Raw genomic sequence first — 16,520 nt, forward strand, 5'->3', positions numbered from 1 at the left:
TCGTTCAGCAGGTCCGCCGCCGTCTCGCCGACGGTCGTGCACAGCACCTTGATCACCCAGAAGTACACGGTGACCTCGGGCACCTTGTTCCAGCGAGGGCGCCGCCCCGGAGCCGCGCCGGCGGGACCGAAGGGGTCCGAGGTCTTGGACGTCTCAGTAGTCATGGGACCCGACGCTGTCATCCGCAACCTGAACGCATCCTGAGCGCGTCACGAGCGCCGGCCGGTCGTACGGCCCCGGACGCGTCCAGTGACGGAGCATGCCAGGCATGCCCTCCGTACCCTGCCGCAGCCGCGCGGCCGACCGGGTCGTGCGGCTGCCTCCCGCACGCGGGGTGTGAGGCCCGTCCCGCTCAGGGGCCGGGGAGTTCGCCCTGTGCCACCTCGACGCCCCGGTGGAGGTCCACCGCGCCGGTCATGGCCGCCGTCGCCGTGCCCGCGCAGAGCAGGAGCACGGCGAGGAGGACGGGGGCGACGCGGCGCCGGGGCGCCTGCGTCAGCAGCGCCCTGACCCGGACGGGTACGGGGCCGGTCGTGGCGCCCGGAGCGAGAGCGGGCCGGGCCGACGTGCTCGCGGTGATCGCCAGGGCGGCATGGCCGATGGCGCGGGCGGTCAGCGCACGGTCGCCGCTCGCGGCGGCGGCGGACTCGTCGGCGGCGCGTTCCGCGGCCAGCGCCACGGAGGAACGGGCGGCGCGAAGTGCGGGGTGACAGCGGGCGGCCAGGTCGGCGGCGGCCAGGAACCAGTGGTGGCGACCGGCCAGGTGGGCCCGCTCGTGGGCGAGAAGTACCTCGCGCTGGGCGGGGGACAGGGCGCGCAGCATGCCGGTGGTGACCACGATCCTCCCGGGGGTCCGGCGGCCCCCGGGCAGGGCGTACGCGTCCGGATGGTCGTCCTCGACGACGCACAGGTCACCCGCCGCGGAGCGCCGGGCGACGTCGGCCCGCGCGGCGCGCAACCGTCCCAGCAACTGGGCCGGAGCCCGGCACAGCGCCGAGAGGCAGACGGTCAGCGCCCCGGCGGACAGCACCGCCACCAGCCGCACCACAGCCGGCGGGCCCGCGTCCAGGGGGTGCACCAGATCCGCGAGGGAGGCCAGCACCGGCACCTCCAGCGCGACGGGCAGCACCAGCGCGCCCAGGCACGCGAGCACGCCGACCGCCAGCGCGGCGGAGGCCGCGGTCACCGCCCACAGGGCGACCTCCGGGCGGATCCGCTCCACCGTCCGGCGCGCCAGCGGCGGCAGCGCGAACGGTGCGACCAGGGGGATCAGGAGGAGCACGATCACTGGCCGTCCCCGCTTCCCAGCAGGTCGCGCAGCAGGCGCTCGTCCTCGGGACCGAGCTGGTCGACGAAGCGCGCGAGCACGGTCCCGCGGTCGGCGTCCTGGTCGAGCACGCGGTGCATGCGGCGGGCGGTGAGGCCGTGCGCGTCCTGGACGGGGAAGTACGCGTATCCCCGGCCGGCGTCCTGGCGGCCGACGGTGCCCTTCTCGGTCAGCCGGGCCAGGATCGTCGCCACGGTCGTACGGGCCAGCGGCTCGCCGAGCGCCCGCCGGATCTCGGCCGCCGTCTGCGGCCGGCCGGCCGCCCACAGCACCGCCAGCACGCTCGCCTCGAGCTCACCGGCCGGTCGCCGCTCGCCGGCGGTGTCCGCCATGGAACCTCCCTCGACCCGTGCCCGCCCGTCGCGCGGGCGGGCGTCCTTTCACTGTAGTGGCCCGGCCGGTTCCTTCCATTTCGTTGTCTCCCGCCGCGCGGGGGCGGCCCCGAGTGGTGAGGTCTGCTGCTGGTCTCCCAGTTCGCGGAGCGGAGGGGCACCCGCTACCGGGAGCGCGGCAAGACCATCTGGACCGAGCAGGCCATCGGCGTCTAGGTCGTGGACGTGCGGAGCCAGACGGTGGTGTCCGCCGGCACCGCACGGCCGTCGAGCGGGGAGCTGGCCAGCACGACCTCGTCCCGGGCCGCGAGGGCGACCGGATCGGGGCCGAAGTTGGTCAGGCACCGCAGCCCGGACCCGCGCTCGAAGGCGAACCACGATCCGTCCGCGGGGCCCGTCAGCGCCGGCACCGCGTCCGCGGCGACGGGCGCGGCGCGCCGCAGGCGCAGCGCGGACCGGTACAGGGCGAGCATCGAACCGGGGTCGTCCTCCTGCACCCCGACCGTCAGGCCCGACCAGTCGCCGGGCTGCGGGAACCAGCAGTCGTCCGCGGCGGCGGTGCTGAATCCGTAGGGCGCGGCCGGGCCCTCCCAGGGCAGCGGTACGCGGCAGCCGTCACGGCCGCGTTCCCGGTGGCCGGAGCGCTCCCAGAGCGGATCGCGCAGCCGGTCGTCCGCCACGTACGCCTGCGGCAGCCCCAGTTCCTCGCCCTGGTAGAGGTAGGCGGCGCCGGGCAGGGCGAGCATGAGCAGCGCTGCGGCGCGGGCGCGGCGCAGACCGCGGGGGCCACCGCCGTAGCGGGTGACGGGGCGGATCGCGTCGTGGCTGGAGGCGACCCAGGTGACCGGGGCCCCGACGGCGCGCATCGACGCGACGGACCGCTCGACGACGGCGCGCATCTCCGCGCCGTCCCAAGGGCACTCAAGGAAGGCGAAGTTGAAGGCCTGCTGCATCTCGCCGGGGCTGACGTAGCGGGCCAGCCGGGCCGGGTCGAAGACGGCGGCCTCGGCCACCATCACGCGCTGCCCCGGAGAGACCGCTCCGGGCGGTGCCGGGTGGGTGTCCAGGAGCCGGCGCCAGGTGCGGAACAGCGGGTGCAGTTCCTCCTGGTCGTAATACGGCATCAGGTGGTTGCGCAGGATGTCCTGGTGCTGGCCGGGCCCGGCGTCGGGGAGCCCGGGCGCCTTGAAGAGGGTGTGGGCCACGTCCACGCGGAAGCCGTCGACGCCGCGGTCGAGCCAGTGCCGGAGGATCCGCTCGAAGTCGGCGACTACCTCGGGGTGCCGCCAGTCGAGGTCGGGCTGCTCGGGCGCGTGCAGGTGCAGGTACCACTCGCCCGGCTGCCCGTCGGGCGAGGGGACACGGGTCCACGCGGGGCCGCCGAACGCCGACTGCCAGTCGTTCGGGGGGAGTTCGCCGTGGGCGCCGCGCCCGGTCCGGAAGAGGTAACGCTCCCTGGCCGCGGAACCGGGACCGGAGGCGAGCGCCTCCCGGAACCAGGGGTGGGCGTCGGAGGTGTGGTTGGGAACGAGGTCGATCAGGACGCGAAGGCCAAGGCCGTGGGCGCGTCCGACGAAGGCGTCGAAGTCGGCGTCGGTCCCGAGATCGGGGGCGACGGCGGTGTGGTCGGCGATGTCGTAACCGCCGTCGGCCAGCGGGGACGGGTAGAAGGGGGTGACCCACACCGCGTCCACGCCGAGCCGGGCCACATGGTCCAGGCGTGCGGTGGCGCCCGGGAGGTCGCCGACGCCGTCGCCGTTGCCGTCGGCGAAGGACCGCGGGTACAGCTCGTAGCAGACCGCGTCCCGCCACCAGGGCGCGGCGGCGCCCGCGTCGGTGGTGCTCACAGTGCCTCCTCGGCCGATGGGGCGGGTACGGGCACGGTCCGGCCGGACTCCGCGGAGCGCGTGGCCGCCTCGGCGACGGCGACCGCGGTCCTTCCCGACCGCGCGTCGGCCACCGGGGTGCCGCCGTCGGCGGCGCAGCGCAGCAGGTCGGCGAAGGCTGCGCGCACGCTCTCGGCGTACACGTGCTGCTTGCGGGCCTCGCCGCCCAGGTCGACCACGCAGGTCACCCGGTGCGGGACGCTCCGCTCCACGCCGCGGCCCCGGGCGGGCGCGGCCGGGCCCGCGTCGCGCTCGACCGTCACCGTGACCCGCTCCTCGCCGTGCGGCCGCAGGCCCGGTACGGCCAGCAGCTCGGCCGCGCGTCCCGGAAGTTCCTCCCAGCCACGCGCGCCCTTCTCGTCGGTCCAGGCCGTGACCGTGGCGTACGTCGGGATCCAGCCGGTGACCCGGGCCTCGGCGAAGCCGTAGTCCAGGCGCATCAACTGGCGCTCCGCGCGGTGGGCGTGGGTGAAGGAGTGGGTGTGGGTGGCGACGGCGCCGCCGGGGTGGGTGGCGGTGGCCACCACGATGTCGACGGGGCCGCCGCCGTCCCTGCGGACGGCCGTGCCCTGGACGGTGACGGGCTCGCTGCCCATGAGGGCGCGGGCGGCGTCGAAGAAGTGCACGCCGTGCTCGATGTGGATGCCGCCGCTGTGGGCGGGGTCCCAGAACCAGTGGCCGGGCCCCAGGTCCTCGTCGGCGGCGTCGTTCTCGAAGGCGAAGCGCACCAGCGGGTCCAGCAGCCCTTCCCCGCGAAGCCGCTGGAGCAGCCGCAGGACGGGGTTGTACCGCAGGACGTGGTCGACGACGAGGACCCCGGCGGAGCGCTCGGCCTCCGCCTCCACCCGCAGGGCGTCGTCGAGGGTGGTGGCCAGCGGCTTCTCGCAGAAGACGTGCCGGCCCGCCCGCAGGGCGCCGACGGCGAGCTCCGCGTGCGTGGCCGGGGGAGTGGCCAGCGCCACCACGTCGACACCGGGGAAATCGGCCAGTGCGGCGGCGTCGGGGCAGACCGCGGCGCCGTGCCGCCGCGCGAGGGCGGCGGCACGGTCACGGTCGGGGTCGGCGCACGCCACGACGCGTATGCCGGGCAGTTCGGCGACCGCGTCCAGCAGATAGGCGCCGAAGGCGCCGCAGCCGGCCAGCCCCAGACCGAGCGGCGTCACTCGGCACGGTCCAGGCGGGCGACGCCGATGTGGGCGTCGGCCATGCCGTAGAAGACGTAGCGGACGCCGTCGATCTCCTCGATGGCGGTCGGGAAGACGACGTTGGGCACGGTGCCGGAGCGCTCCTCCTCGGTCTCCGGCTCCATCAGGGGCTCGTCGGTGCGGGCCAGGATCCGCGCCGGGTCCTGCGGGTCGAGGATCATCGCGCCCGCCGCGTAACTGACCTTCTGCTGCTGGGCGAACGGGTCGTCGATGGTGCCGGACACACCGTGGTGGATGAGCAGCCAGCCCTCCTCGACACGGATCGGGGCCGGGCCGGCGCCGATCTTCAGCTCCTCCCAGGGGTGCTCGGACAGTGCCACGAGGCGGTGGTCGCGGGGGCGGACCAGCGCGCTGAGGTCCTTCTCGACCTCGGCGACGGGGACGTAGGAGATCCAGATGCCGGGACGCTCGTCGGTCACACCGGCGGGCAGGTGGACGCCCTCCCCGGGCCGGAACCAGCCCAGGTCCCACATCGGACGGTGCAGCATCGCGAAGCAGGGCTCGCCGTCCGGGCCCGGCACGGGCTCGGGGAAGTGCACGACGTCCTTGTTCGGGAAGAGGTTGAGGTCGGTGTCGAGGTCGGCCTGGTAGGCGAACTGGATCGGGCCGAGGCGCTCCCAGTTGACCAGGTCCTCCGAGACGGCAAGCGCCGGCTTGGGGCCGAGGGGGCCGTAGGCGACGTACGACATGACGTGCTTGCCGAGCGCCTCGATCCAGGTGGTTCGGGGGTCCTCCACGCCCGCGTTGTTCTTGCCGCGCTCCCACCCGGCGTCGGGGGCGAGGACGACGCCGCGGCGCTCGACGCCCGTCGGCACGCCGTTCTCGATCACGACCTCGGCGAGGCCCACGCGGGAGACGTTGCCCTCCGCGACGAGGCGGGGCAGCAGGTGCAGGGTGCCGTCCGGGGTGCGGCCGGAGGCGGGGTTGAGCACGCCCTCGGCCTCGTTGGCCTCGCCGTCCAGCGGGGACATGACGACGCCGACGCGGGTCAGGCGGTAGGGAACGGAGCTGTTGGAGCCGGTGGTACGGGTGGTGCTGGTGGTGCGGTCGTTCACAGCGAGTTCAGCCCTTCGTGGCGGAATCGAGGTCGGTGGAGGTGAAGCGGCTCTGGAAGACGAGATAGAGAGCCACCGCGGGCGCGGCCAGCACGCAGGCGCCGGCGAGGATGGCGCCGAACGGGTTGGCGGCGGAGGACGAGACGGTGCTGATGTAGTTGGCCAGGGACACCGCAAGGGGCTGCATGTCCTGCTCCTTGGTGACCAGGAACGGCCACAGGAACTCGTTCCACGGCCCGGTGAAGCTCAGCAGCACCACCGAGGCGAGCGCCGGCTTGCACAGCGGGATCGCGATCCGGAACAGGATCTGCAGCTCGTTGGCACCGTCGATGCGCGCGGCCTCGAACATCGCCTGCGGCAGCTGCAGGAAGAACTGCCGGAAGATGAAGACCGCGCTGGTGTTGATCGCGAACGGCAGGATGATCCCGATGTAGGAGTCGGCCAGGCCGTAGTCGCGGACGATCAGCACGTACAGCGGGATCATCAGCAGCTGGAACGGGATGACCTGCACCAGCAGCACCAGGGCGAAGGTGGAGCCCTTGCCCCGGAAGTGCAGCCGGGCCAGGGCGTACCCCGCCAGCAGGCCGAAGACGGTGGTGCAGACGATGACGCCGCCGGTGAAGATCCCGGAGTTGATCAGCGAACGGCCGAGCGAGATGGCCGAGTTGATCTCCGCGTAGTTGTGCAGGGAGAGGTTCCCCGGTCGCGGGAAGGCACCGGCGGGGCTGCTGTCGGGCTCGCGCTGCAGGGAGCCGATGAGCATGTAGTAGAAGGGGAAGAGGAAGGCGAAGGCCCCGGCGAGCAGTGCCAGCCGCGACAGGATCCGGCGGGCGCGCGAGTGCGTGTGCGGCCTGTGGTGCGCCGATCGGCGCACGAGCGAGGTGGTGTGTGCGTGGGCCATGTCAGTCCCTCTCCAGCAGACGGCGGTAGAGGAGGGAGATGCCGGTGATCAGCACGACGAGGATCACACCGATCGCCGCGGCCTCGTCCGGGTGGCCCTGCTGCAGACCGCGCTGGTACATCAGCAGCACCGGTGAAGTGGTGGCGCCGTCAGGTCCGCCGCCGCTGGTCAGCAGGTAGGGCTCGGTGAACAGGTTCGCGCCCGTCACCGTCGCCATGACCAGCACCAGCAGCGTCGCGGTGCGCACCGCCGGGACGGTGATGGACCAGAACATCCGCACCTTGCCCGCGCCGTCGAGCGCGGCGGACTCGTAGAGCTCGCCGGGCACGTTCTGCAACGCCGACAGGTAGAGCACGATGAAGAAGCCGAGCTGCTTCCAGGCGACGAACAGCGCGATGGTCGGCATCGCGAGGTGCGAGTTGACCAGCCACGACGGGTCCGGCGCGAGCGGCCCGAGCGCCTTGTTCACCAGGCCGTTGGAGTTGAACAGGAAGAGCCACACGCCGACGACGGCGACGCTGGCGGTGATGTACGGGACGTAGTAGGCCGTCCGGAAGAACGTGCGCGCCCGCAGTTTGGAGTTGAGGGCGGTGGCGAGCACGAGGGACGCCGCCACCGTCAACGGCACGTTGATGACCAGGAAGACCGCGATGTTGAGGAAGGAGCGCCACACGGCCGGATCGGTCAGGACGGCCGTGTAGTTGGCCAGCCCCACGAAGGGGCGGTCCACCTGGGCGCCCGGCGCGGCGAAGAAGTAGTCGTGGAAGGAGATCCACACCGCGAAGCCGAGCGGGTAGAGGAAGATCGCGGCCAGGTAGATCAGGTACGGGGAGACGAAGGCGAGGCCGATCGGCTGCCGGCCCGCGAACCGCAGCCGGCGCGGCCGCGGCTCGCGGTCGGCCCGGGGGCGGGCCCCGCCCCGGGCGGACCCGGGGCGGAGAACGTCATGGTGCGTGGAGGACATGGCCGAGACTCACTGCTTCGCCAGGCCGTCGACCTTGCCCGCGGCCTCGCGGAAGGCGCTCTCGACGTCGCCCTTCCCGAAGATCACGGACTTGGTGTAGGCGTCGCGGAACGTCTGCCAGATCTCGACGGAGTTCGGCACGTTCGGGGCCTCGACGGTGCGGTCGGCCTGCTCGGCGAAGGTCTTGTAGTCCGGGTGCGAGGCGAAGTAGTCGGGGTACGTGGCCGGGAGGTCCTGGCGCATCGGCATCTGGCCGGTGGCCTCCAGGAGCTTGCCGTCCTGCTCCTTGCTGGTGGCGAACTTCAGCACGTCCCAGGCCGTGCCCTTGTTCTTGCACGCGGTGAACATGCCGATGGACTTCTCGTCGCTGAAGGTGCCCTTGGCCTCGGTGCCGGTCGCGGTGGGCACCGGGACGGCGCCCCACTTGACCTTGTCGCCGTAGACGGAGATGGCCCACGGGCCGACGATCGCCATGGCGGACTTGCCGTCGGCGAAGGCGTCACCGTTGTACTGATCGTTGGGGGCCAGGTGGTCCGCGTACATGGTCTTCCACAACTCGGCGGCCTTGATGCCCTCGGGCGAGGCGAACTGGGCCTTGCCGTCCTCGACGAGCTGCTTGCCGGTCTGGGCCGCGAAGAGCGGGTAGAAGTCGAACCAGGACTGGTAGAACTCCGAGGTGGGCGCGGGCCAGATGGCGGCGTGCACGCCGCCCTTGACCAGGGTGCGCGAGGTGTTGAGGAAGTCCTGGTAGGTCGAGAGCTTGGGGTGCTCGGGGTCGAGCCCGGCCTTCTTGAACAGCTGCTTGTTGTAGAAGATCATCACCGGGTTGCTCTTCCACGGCATCTGGTAGTGCTTGCCGTCGGGCGACGCGTACTGGGAGAGCCGGTCGCCGGTCCGCTCCTGCAGGTACTTCTCGCCGCCGGGGAAGTCGTCCAGGGCCACCAGGCCGCCCTGCTTCTGGAAGCCGGGCACCGCGGCCGGGGCGGTGTTGAGGATGAGGCAGGGGGCGTTGCCGGCGGTGATGGCCGCGCCGATGACCTCCTCGGAGCTCTTGCCCGCAGGTATCTCCTGCGCCTTCACCTTCTCGTCGGGGTGGGCGGAGTTCCAGGCCGCCACCATGCTCTTGCCCCAGGCGACCTCCTGGGCGTTGTTCGAGTACCAGACGGTGATCGGGCCGTGGGCGTCGTTGCCGCCGCCGGCGGAGTCCGAACCGCCGCTGCCGCACGCTGCGAGCGGCACGGTCAGGGCGACGGTGGAAAGGACTGTGAGGAGGGTCTTCTTCATTGGCGTGTGCTCCGTATTCTCAAATAGGTAGGAAACGTCCGTTCCCAGGCGTCGTCCTGCCTCGGTGACGGCTTTCCGGGGGAGCGGAAAAAGTCGTGGTCTGCGCCGGGCGCGGTCAGGGGTGTATGGCTGTGGTGTCTGCCGGGCCGGCGGGTGCGGGGACGGTGGGCGCCGGGCCGGTGGGCGCGGGGCCCGTGGAGTCGCGCAGCATGAGCGCGGCCGGGTCCAGTTCCAGGTGCGGGGTCGTGCCCTGCTCGATCGTCTCGATCAGGGCGAGTGCCGCCGCGCGGCCCCAACTGGCCGCGTCGGCACGGCAGGTGGTGAGCGAGGGGCGGGTCCAGGAGGCCAGCGGCACGTCGTCGAAGCCGACCACCGACAGGTCGTCGGGGAGCCGCAGGCCCGCCTCCTGTGCGACCGCCATGCCCGCGGTCGCCGACAGGTCGTTGGCGTACACGATGGCGGTGGGCCGGTCGCCCCGCGTGATCAGGGCCTGCGTCGCCAGCGCCCCGCCCTCGGCGGTGAACCCGCCCGGCAGCACCGGGCCCTGCGGCAGGCCCGCTTCCGCGAGCGCGTCCCGCCAGGCGGCCAGGCGCCGTTGGGCGTGCAGGTACTCCTCGGGTCCCGCGACGTAGGCGATGTGCCGGTGGCCCAGCTCCACGAGGTGGCGCACGGCGCCGGCGACCACGGGGCGGTCGTCGAGGTTCACGGTGGCCAGCCCCTCGACACCGTTGTCGGCGCCGACGGCGACAGCGGGGAGCCCCAGCTCCCGCAGGAGCGCGGGTCTCGGGTCGTCCACGCGAAGGTCGGTGAGGAACACCCCGTCCACGCGCTGGTCGTCCACCAGGCGGCGGTAGGTGTCCATCTCGTTGCGGGGGCGGCTCACATGGAGCACCAGGCCGTCGCCCGTCTCGGAGATCACCGACTCGATCCCGGCCATGAACGCCGGGAAGAAGGGGTCGGTGCCGATCAGGTCCGGCTCGCGGGTCAGGACCAGCCCCACCGCCCGCGTTCGCCCCGTCGACAGCGCGCGGGCGCTGCGGCTCGGCGTCCAGCCCAGTTCCTCCGCCGCCGCCCGCACCCGTTGCTGGGTCGCGGCGGCCACGCCGGGGCGGTCGTTGAGGACGAACGAGACCGTCGCCCGGGACACACCCGCCAGCTGTGCGACATCGGCGATCGTGGGGCGTCGGGCCATGGCGAACTCTCCGGGGTACGGCTGCGGACGGGCGCCACCACCGCGTCGCGGGTCCCGTCGACCGACGCGCATCGGGGCGCGTCGTCCGGCGGCACCGTTGGCGCCGGAGGCAGCACGTTCTGGCACTCGCATACCGGTGCAATCAACGCGAAGCCTTGGCTTCATCGTGCGTTTGAACCGGTTTAAACGAGCGATGTGAGGAACCTTGACCCTCAAGTCGCGGCAAGTCAAGGGGCAACTTTCGACAGGCGTCCGATATTTACCGGTTTGCCCATTAAAAAGTTGATGCATCGAAGGGACTTCGCTCGGTCGCGCACCCGCCCGCCGGGCCGGGTGCCGGGTACGCGCGAGTGCCCCGCGGCCGGGGCGGGCCGGGGCCGTCCGGGGCGAATGAGACGGCGCTCACAACCGTGGGATCATCTCCCTGGCGTCCCCGTACGAGTCGCACGGAGGAGAATCAGGTGACCGAGCGCCACGGAGCACGACTGCGCGAGCCCGAAGCCGCCATGTCCCCGGCCCTGGTGCTGCTGCGGCTCGGGCTGTGCGGATGACGGAGAGCGCGGTCATCGCGGATGGCGGGTCCGGCTCTGGCGAAGGGGCGGGGTCCGGTCCGGCGTTCCCCGAGACGGTGCTCCGCACCGAACGGCTGCTCCTGCGCCCGTTCGCCGACGGTGACATCGACGACACCCAGGCCAGTTGCGCCGATCCGCTCACGCAGCGCTGGCTGCCCCTGCCTCGTCCGTACACGCTGCGGGACGCCACCGCCTGGTGCACGACGATCGCCCACGCCCTGCGCGCGTCCGGCGACGGCATCCACTTCGCGGTCGTCGACGCGCGCACCGAGCGGCTGCTGGGTCAGGTCGGCTTGAAGAAGACCGACTGGCGGGCACTGACGGGCGAGGTCGGTTACTGGGTGTCCCCCTGGGCGCGGGGCCGCGGCGTCGCCGCCGAAGCCACCCGGGCGCTGGCACAGTGGCTGCTGGCCGTCCAGGGGTTCCAGCGCCTGGAACTCCGCGCCGCCACGGAGAACACCGCATCCCAGAAGGTCGCCGTCAAGGCCGGCCTGCGCCGCGAGGGCATCCTGCGCAACGCCGGCTTCGTGCACTCCGGCCGCGTCGACCTCGTCCTGTTCTCCCTCGTCCCCGACGACCTCTGAGGCGCGCAGCGAGGGGACGTCCCACGTACGGTGTGCGCCGAACTGCGCTCTGGCGAGCGGGCCTTGACGGTCCGGATCGCGGATCGGCCGGTCACCGCTCCCAACGCGGCGCCGGGGACTCCGACGCGGCTGCTCCCGTATCCCGTCGTTCCCCTCGGGGAGAACGGCGTTCCCCCGACCGGCGTCGCCGGTACACGCCGCAGGCCCCCGCCGCTGCGACGCGGAGGGGGCCCGACTCATGGCGACGAGGGCTCCAACGGGGAGAGCGGAGCCCTCCGAATGCACCACTGCCCAGCCTGGCCGTGTCCCGGCGCTCCCGCACGCCGAATGGGCCGGACAGGTGAGACGGCCCGCGGGCCGACCGCCCGAGGGGGCCGGACATCCGACGACACGCCCGCACGCAGGCCGAGTTGGACCCGGACCCGCCGGGCAGGGCAGGTCAGCCCTCCCGCCGCGGGATTGCGTCGAGGTAGGCCCGGACGATCGGTTCCAGGTAGTCCGCATGCGGCCCGGGAAGATCCGCGAGCTCGGCGACGGAGCCCACCAGGGCCATCCTGTCCAGCTCGGGCTCACGCCCCCGGACCGATTCCGCGGCCACCGCGGTGGCGAAGCGCTCCCGCAGAACCGCCGGCAGCCGGGGCGGGGCGAGATGGACCACGCCGATGCCGCCGTTCTCACCCCGCGTGACGGCCCACAGCGCCAAGTCCACGGAGGCGGTGTCGAGTCCGGTCTCCTCGGCCGGCTCGCGCGCCGCGTTCCGGCGCGACGCGGCCTCGTCGAGCACCCCCTCGTGCGCCGCGGGCGGGTCCACCGATCCGCCGGGAAGCTGCCAGCGGCCCGGGGCGGCCGTGGACGCCGACATACGCGCCACCAGCACATGGCCGTCGTGGGTCGGCTGCAGCACATTCACGAACAGTGGTGGGAGCGCCGCTGCGCCCGGAACCCGGCGCAGGGCGTAGTGCCGGTAGGTCACCCGGGCCCACGACAGCACCAGGGCCCCGGGGCAGTCCCACTCCACGCCCGCGCACGCCACCACCGGACCGTCGAAGGGGTTCGGATTGCCCGCGACCGCCGCATCCCATACGCGGTCCCGGGCCGACCTGTGCTCAGGTGACAGCGCCGGCGGGGCGGCTTCGGACAGGCCCAGACGTTGGACGTCCAGGAAGTCCACGCCGGCGGACGGCAGCCGAGGCTCGGTCACCCGGCTGAGCATAGGGGGCTTGGAACCGTCCGGGCCGCCGTTACCCCTGCCGCCACCCCCAGGCGGTGAGCATGCCGGGGGAGAGGTCGGCGCACTCCGGGGAGTCGAGGTAGCGCACCGCGGCGTCGATCCCGGCTCCGTCGACGAGGCCGGTGGCGATCATGGCGGTCCGTGCCCGCCCCCACGTGTCGGCCCAGAACCTGCTGACCGGGCTGCCCGGCAGGAGCGGCGGCACGTGGATCTCGGCGCCCACGGATCCGAGACCGGCGGCCTTGAGCAGTGCGGGGTAGCGGGGCACCCGGGACACGTCGGTGCCGATGGTCTCGCGCAGCCCCTGCCACATGGCGCCCATGGCCCGCGTGTACGGCGTCCCGGGTGCGGAGGCGGTCGTGAGGTCCACCGCGTCGCTGATCACCAGCACGCCGCCGGGGGCGAGCAGGCCGCCGAGCGTGGCGATCGTCTTCTGCGGGGACGGCAGGTGCATCAGCACGAACCGCGCGTGGACCAGGTCGAACCGCCCCGGCGCGAAGCCCTCCGCGGTGACGTCGGCCTGCCGCACGGTGAGTCCCGGCGTCGGACGCGCCCGCAGGAACCGTACGTCCCGGTCGACCGCGACCACCTCGCGGACCCCTGCCTCGCCCAGCAGCCTGCGCGCCACGGTGCCCGTGCCGGCACCCACGTCCAGGCAGTGCCAGCCAGGGCCCGCCCCGAGCCGCCGCAGCCGGGTGAGGGTGTTGTCGTCGTGGGTGAGGGCCCCGAGGTCGACGCGGTCGGCCTCGCCCGCGTCCTCCGGGCGGAAGACCTGCTCACCGTAGCGACCGGCGCCAGTCATGCCCCCAGTGTGGCGACCACGGGGCGCCCCCACACCTCGGCGGGTCCCGTCGCGCCGCTAGACGGCCGTGTATCCGCCGTCGACGGTGAGGGTGGCACCGTGGACCTGGGAAGCTTCGTCGCTCGCGAGGAAGACCACGGCGGAGGCCACCTCCTCCGGGGTCCCGGCGCGGCGGGAGGGCATGCGCGCGATGAGCGGGGTCAGGTGCTCCTCCATCGCCGCGACCTTCTCCGTCAGGGTGGGGCCGGGAGCGACGGTGTTGACCCGGACGCCGTGCGGGCCGTACTCCGCGGCCCAGGACGAGGTGAGCGAATGCACGGCCGCCTTGGTCATGCTGTAGAGCGCCGAGTGCGCCATGCCCCGCATGCCGTTGATGGACCCCAGGTTGACCACGGCGCCGTGGCCGCGCTCGGCCATGGGCGGCGCCAGCAGGCCGGTGAGGAGGAACATCGACCGCACGCTGACCGCCAGTGCCTGGTCGACGGTCTCCTGGGGGACCTCGGCGGTGGGTGTGGGCGCGAGCAGGAGCGCCGCGTTGTTGACGAGGATGTCGATGCGCCCGCCGGCCGCGGCGAGCGCGTCGGTGGCGAGGCGGCCGATCACGTCGGCGCCGCCGGACAGGTCCGCCGCGACGAAGGCGGCGGAGCCGCCGTCCTTCCCGATGCGCGCCACCACGTCGGCGCCGCGACGCTCGTCGCGCCCGCTGACGACGACGAACGCGCCCTCGGCGGCGAGGGCCGCCGCGATGGCTGCGCCGAGGCCCGTGGTGGAACCGGTGACCAGGGCCGTCCGCCCGGTGAGTCGCTGGGTCATGATGTCGTGCCTTTCCGTGCTGAACCGTCTGGAACGGCAAAGCTGCCACCCGAAAAATGGACCCGCAAGTCCAGAAAGTGGCAGGATGACGACATGGCATCACGACTGACGGCCAAGGGCGCCGCCACCCGGCAGCGCATCGTCGAGGGAGCCGCGGAGGAGATCCGCGAGCGTGGTGTGACCGAGACGACCCTGGACGACATCCGCGCCCGCACCGCCACCAGCAAGAGCCAGGTCTTCCACTACTTCCCCGGTGGCAAGGAGGATCTGCTGCTCGCCGTGGCCCGCCACGAGGCCGGCCGGGTCCTCGCCGACCAGCAGCCCCACCTCGGGGAACTCACCTCGTGGCGGGCCTGGCGCGACTGGCGGGACGCGGTCGTCGACCGCTACCGGCGGCAGGGGCAGCGGTGCCCGCTCGGCACGCTCACGTCCCAGCTCACCCGCGCCACTCCCGGCGCGCAGGCCGTCACCAGGGAACTGCTCGCCTCGTGGCAGGCCCAGATCACCGCCGGCATCCGGGCCATGCAGGACCAGGGGGAGATCGCACCGGACCTGGACGCCGACCGCGCCGCGGCCGCTCTGCTCGCCGGCATCCAGGGCGGCGTGTCGATCCTGATGTCCACCGGCTCGCTCACCCACCTGGAGGCGGCCCTCGACCTGGGCATCGACCGGCTTCTGGCCGCGCCCGCGCTCGTCCCCGCGTCCGTGCCCGCGCCTGCGCCTGCGTCCGCGCCCCCGGGCGGCTGACCGGCCGGCCGCGAGACCCCGGGCTCGCCGCCCCGGCCCGCCGGCCCCAGGGCCTTTTTGAGATCTTCGCCGGAAGTGGCACGGTTGAAAGAGGGGGTGCGTCGGGCGCCGTGCGCCGGGAGACGGCTCCCGGGCCCGGGCCCACGGCGAAGCACACGGCACGTCGAGTCCGGACTCAGCCGTCGGGCCAGGGACGGAGGCTCTCATGGGCGAACCGACACCGACACCGGCGCGCGACGAGGAGCCCGTGGACGTCGACGAGCCCGTGGACGTCGAGGGCCTGGCGCAGCGGCCCGTCTCCGAACACGCGGCCATGGCGAGGGCGTTTCCCGGCGGGAGGATGACGCTGGGGGTCATCACACCGCTGGAGGGCTTCGGCGGTCCGGTGCCGTCCCTGGCCGGGCACGTCGCGTTGATCCGGCAGGCCGAGCAGGCCGGCTTCGCCTCCGTGTGGGTGCGTGACGTGCCGCTGCTCGATCCCCGCTTCGGCGACACCGGTCAGGTCTTCGACCCCTGGGTCTACCTCGGCCACCTCGCCGCCCACACCACGTCGATCACCCTCGGCACGTCGAGCATCGTGCTGCCGTTGCGCCACCCGCTGCACACCGCCAAGGCGGCCGCCTCGGTCGACCAGCTTTCCGGGGGGCGGTTCCTGCTCGGCATCGCCACCGGTGACCGGCTCGTCGAGTTCCCCGCGTTCGGGCAGGACGCCGGCACCCGTGCCGAGAGGTTCCGGCAGTCGCTGACGTACTTCCACGCCGTCCTGGAGCACCGTTTCCCCGAAGTCGCCTCACCCCTGGGCCGGATGCACGGGACCGACGTCGTGCCCAAGCCGGTGCACGAGCGCATCCCGGTCCTGATGACGGGGCACGGCAGGCAGGACGTCGAGTGGATCGCCGCCAATACCGACGGCTGGCTGTACTACACGCCGCCCTTCCAGCAGCAGGCGGAGAACATCCGGCTGTGGCGCAGGCTGACCGACGGTCAGAGCCCACGCGGATTCAAGCCCTATGCCCAGGCCACTTATCTGGATCTGAGCAGCAATCCGCTGGCGCCGCCCCGCCGCATCCACCAGGGCTTCACGGTCGGCCGCCAGAGCTTCCTGGAGATGCTGCGGGCCTGGGAGGGCATCGGCATCGACCAGCTGATGATCAACTTCAAGCACAGCCGCCGCCCCGTCGCGGAGGTGATCGAGGAACTGGCCGAGCATGTGCTGCCGCACTTCCCGCCCGGGAGCCTTCACGAGCGGGGGAGGCCGCGCTCCGCGGTGGGATCCGGGGACTGAGAGCCGCGCGCGCCGTGGTGCCCGGGTCAGACCCCCCGGACGGCGGTGCCCCCGGCGCCTGCAACAGTGCCTCCCGGGTGGCCGGCAACCGGCTCCAACCGGCCGCTGCGGTTCTATCCGGCCCGGGGCGAGGCCGAGGGCGTCGTTGAATCGCTGCCGCGAGGGACGGTCGTGTCCTGCCAGGTCGCGGTCCAGCCGGCCATCAGCCGGAGAGCCTCCTGGGAGGGGGAGCCCGGTTCCGCCGTGCACCCCATCAGGGTGAGGCCCGGCGGCACCGGCGATCTCCAGAGCCCCGAAGCGCAGCGTCAGGTCGCCGACCCGCGCCACGTGGGCGTCCGTG

At 73.1% G+C, this 16,520-nt stretch carries 15 protein-coding genes and 1 pseudogene; 3 read left to right on the forward strand and 13 right to left on the reverse strand.

Annotated features, from left to right (window positions below; translation table 11 throughout):
* From ACWDAS_RS36810 to ACWDAS_RS36855, 10 genes and pseudogenes are all read right to left on the reverse strand, one after another.
* Positions 1–164, reverse strand: a pseudogene (locus ACWDAS_RS36810) (hypothetical protein); the annotation flags it as partial.
* Positions 165–352: 188 nt separating this feature from the next.
* A complete protein-coding gene (locus ACWDAS_RS36815; protein ID WP_450399643.1) occupies positions 353–1,288 on the reverse strand; it encodes a M56 family metallopeptidase in 936 nt (311 codons plus the stop codon).
* On the reverse strand, positions 1,285–1,659 hold the full coding sequence (locus ACWDAS_RS36820; RefSeq protein WP_450399645.1) for a BlaI/MecI/CopY family transcriptional regulator: 375 nt from the start codon (positions 1,657–1,659) through the stop codon (positions 1,285–1,287). Before ACWDAS_RS36820 ends, ACWDAS_RS36815 begins: the two co-directional genes overlap by 4 nt.
* Before the next feature lie 212 nt (positions 1,660–1,871).
* Positions 1,872–3,506, reverse strand: a complete 1,635-nt coding sequence (locus tag ACWDAS_RS36825; RefSeq protein WP_450399648.1) for a glycoside hydrolase family 13 protein — start codon at positions 3,504–3,506, stop codon at positions 1,872–1,874.
* Positions 3,503–4,708 (reverse strand): Gfo/Idh/MocA family protein, encoded by a 1,206-nt coding sequence (locus ACWDAS_RS36830; protein WP_450399651.1) that lies wholly within the window; start codon positions 4,706–4,708, stop codon positions 3,503–3,505. The genes ACWDAS_RS36825 and ACWDAS_RS36830 overlap by 4 nt, the downstream gene beginning before the upstream one ends.
* Positions 4,705–5,721, reverse strand: coding sequence for a glycoside hydrolase family 130 protein (locus ACWDAS_RS36835; RefSeq protein ID WP_450399745.1), 1,017 nt, complete (start codon positions 5,719–5,721; stop codon positions 4,705–4,707). The genes ACWDAS_RS36830 and ACWDAS_RS36835 overlap by 4 nt, the downstream gene beginning before the upstream one ends.
* Before the next feature lie 91 nt (positions 5,722–5,812).
* Positions 5,813–6,706: a carbohydrate ABC transporter permease gene (locus ACWDAS_RS36840; protein WP_450399653.1), complete on the reverse strand. Its 894-nt coding sequence runs from the start codon at positions 6,704–6,706 to the stop codon at positions 5,813–5,815.
* Between the two features lies 1 nt (position 6,707).
* A complete protein-coding gene (locus ACWDAS_RS36845; protein WP_450399656.1) occupies positions 6,708–7,670 on the reverse strand; it encodes a carbohydrate ABC transporter permease in 963 nt (320 codons plus the stop codon).
* 9 nt (positions 7,671–7,679) lie between these two features.
* Positions 7,680–8,954: an extracellular solute-binding protein gene (locus ACWDAS_RS36850; protein ID WP_450399658.1), complete on the reverse strand. Its 1,275-nt coding sequence runs from the start codon at positions 8,952–8,954 to the stop codon at positions 7,680–7,682.
* A 115-nt stretch (positions 8,955–9,069) separates the two neighbouring features.
* Positions 9,070–10,146 carry a LacI family DNA-binding transcriptional regulator gene (locus ACWDAS_RS36855; RefSeq protein ID WP_450399660.1) on the reverse strand — a complete coding sequence of 359 codons (1,077 nt, stop codon included), beginning with the start codon at positions 10,144–10,146 and terminating at the stop codon, positions 9,070–9,072.
* A 628-nt stretch (positions 10,147–10,774) separates the two neighbouring features.
* On the opposite strand from ACWDAS_RS36855, the gene ACWDAS_RS36860 reads away from it, so the two are divergent.
* Entirely contained in the window at positions 10,775–11,302 is a 528-nt protein-coding gene (locus tag ACWDAS_RS36860; RefSeq protein ID WP_450399662.1) for a GNAT family N-acetyltransferase, read from the forward strand.
* A gap of 439 nt (positions 11,303–11,741) precedes the next feature.
* Here ACWDAS_RS36860 and ACWDAS_RS36865 read toward each other — a convergent pair whose 3' ends face one another.
* The 3 genes from ACWDAS_RS36865 to ACWDAS_RS36875 are packed head-to-tail and all read right to left on the reverse strand — an operon-like array spanning position 11,742 to position 14,148.
* Complete coding sequence (locus ACWDAS_RS36865; protein ID WP_450399664.1) at positions 11,742–12,503, reverse strand: NUDIX domain-containing protein; 762 nt, start codon at positions 12,501–12,503, stop codon at positions 11,742–11,744.
* A 40-nt stretch (positions 12,504–12,543) separates the two neighbouring features.
* Positions 12,544–13,335, reverse strand: a complete 792-nt coding sequence (locus ACWDAS_RS36870) for a class I SAM-dependent methyltransferase (RefSeq protein WP_450399666.1) — start codon at positions 13,333–13,335, stop codon at positions 12,544–12,546.
* Positions 13,336–13,392: 57 nt separating this feature from the next.
* Positions 13,393–14,148 carry an SDR family NAD(P)-dependent oxidoreductase gene (locus tag ACWDAS_RS36875; RefSeq protein ID WP_450399667.1) on the reverse strand — a complete coding sequence of 252 codons (756 nt, stop codon included), beginning with the start codon at positions 14,146–14,148 and terminating at the stop codon, positions 13,393–13,395.
* A 93-nt stretch (positions 14,149–14,241) separates the two neighbouring features.
* Here ACWDAS_RS36875 and ACWDAS_RS36880 point away from each other — a divergent pair, with 93 nt between their 5' ends.
* Positions 14,242–14,895 (forward strand): TetR/AcrR family transcriptional regulator, encoded by a 654-nt coding sequence (locus ACWDAS_RS36880; RefSeq protein ID WP_450399669.1) that lies wholly within the window; start codon positions 14,242–14,244, stop codon positions 14,893–14,895.
* A gap of 205 nt (positions 14,896–15,100) precedes the next feature.
* Positions 15,101–16,180, forward strand: a complete 1,080-nt coding sequence (locus ACWDAS_RS36885) for an LLM class oxidoreductase (RefSeq protein ID WP_450399671.1) — start codon at positions 15,101–15,103, stop codon at positions 16,178–16,180.
* The last annotated feature ends 340 nt before the right edge of the window (positions 16,181–16,520 follow it).

It is taken from the genome of Streptomyces sp. NPDC001070, assembly GCF_053598835.1.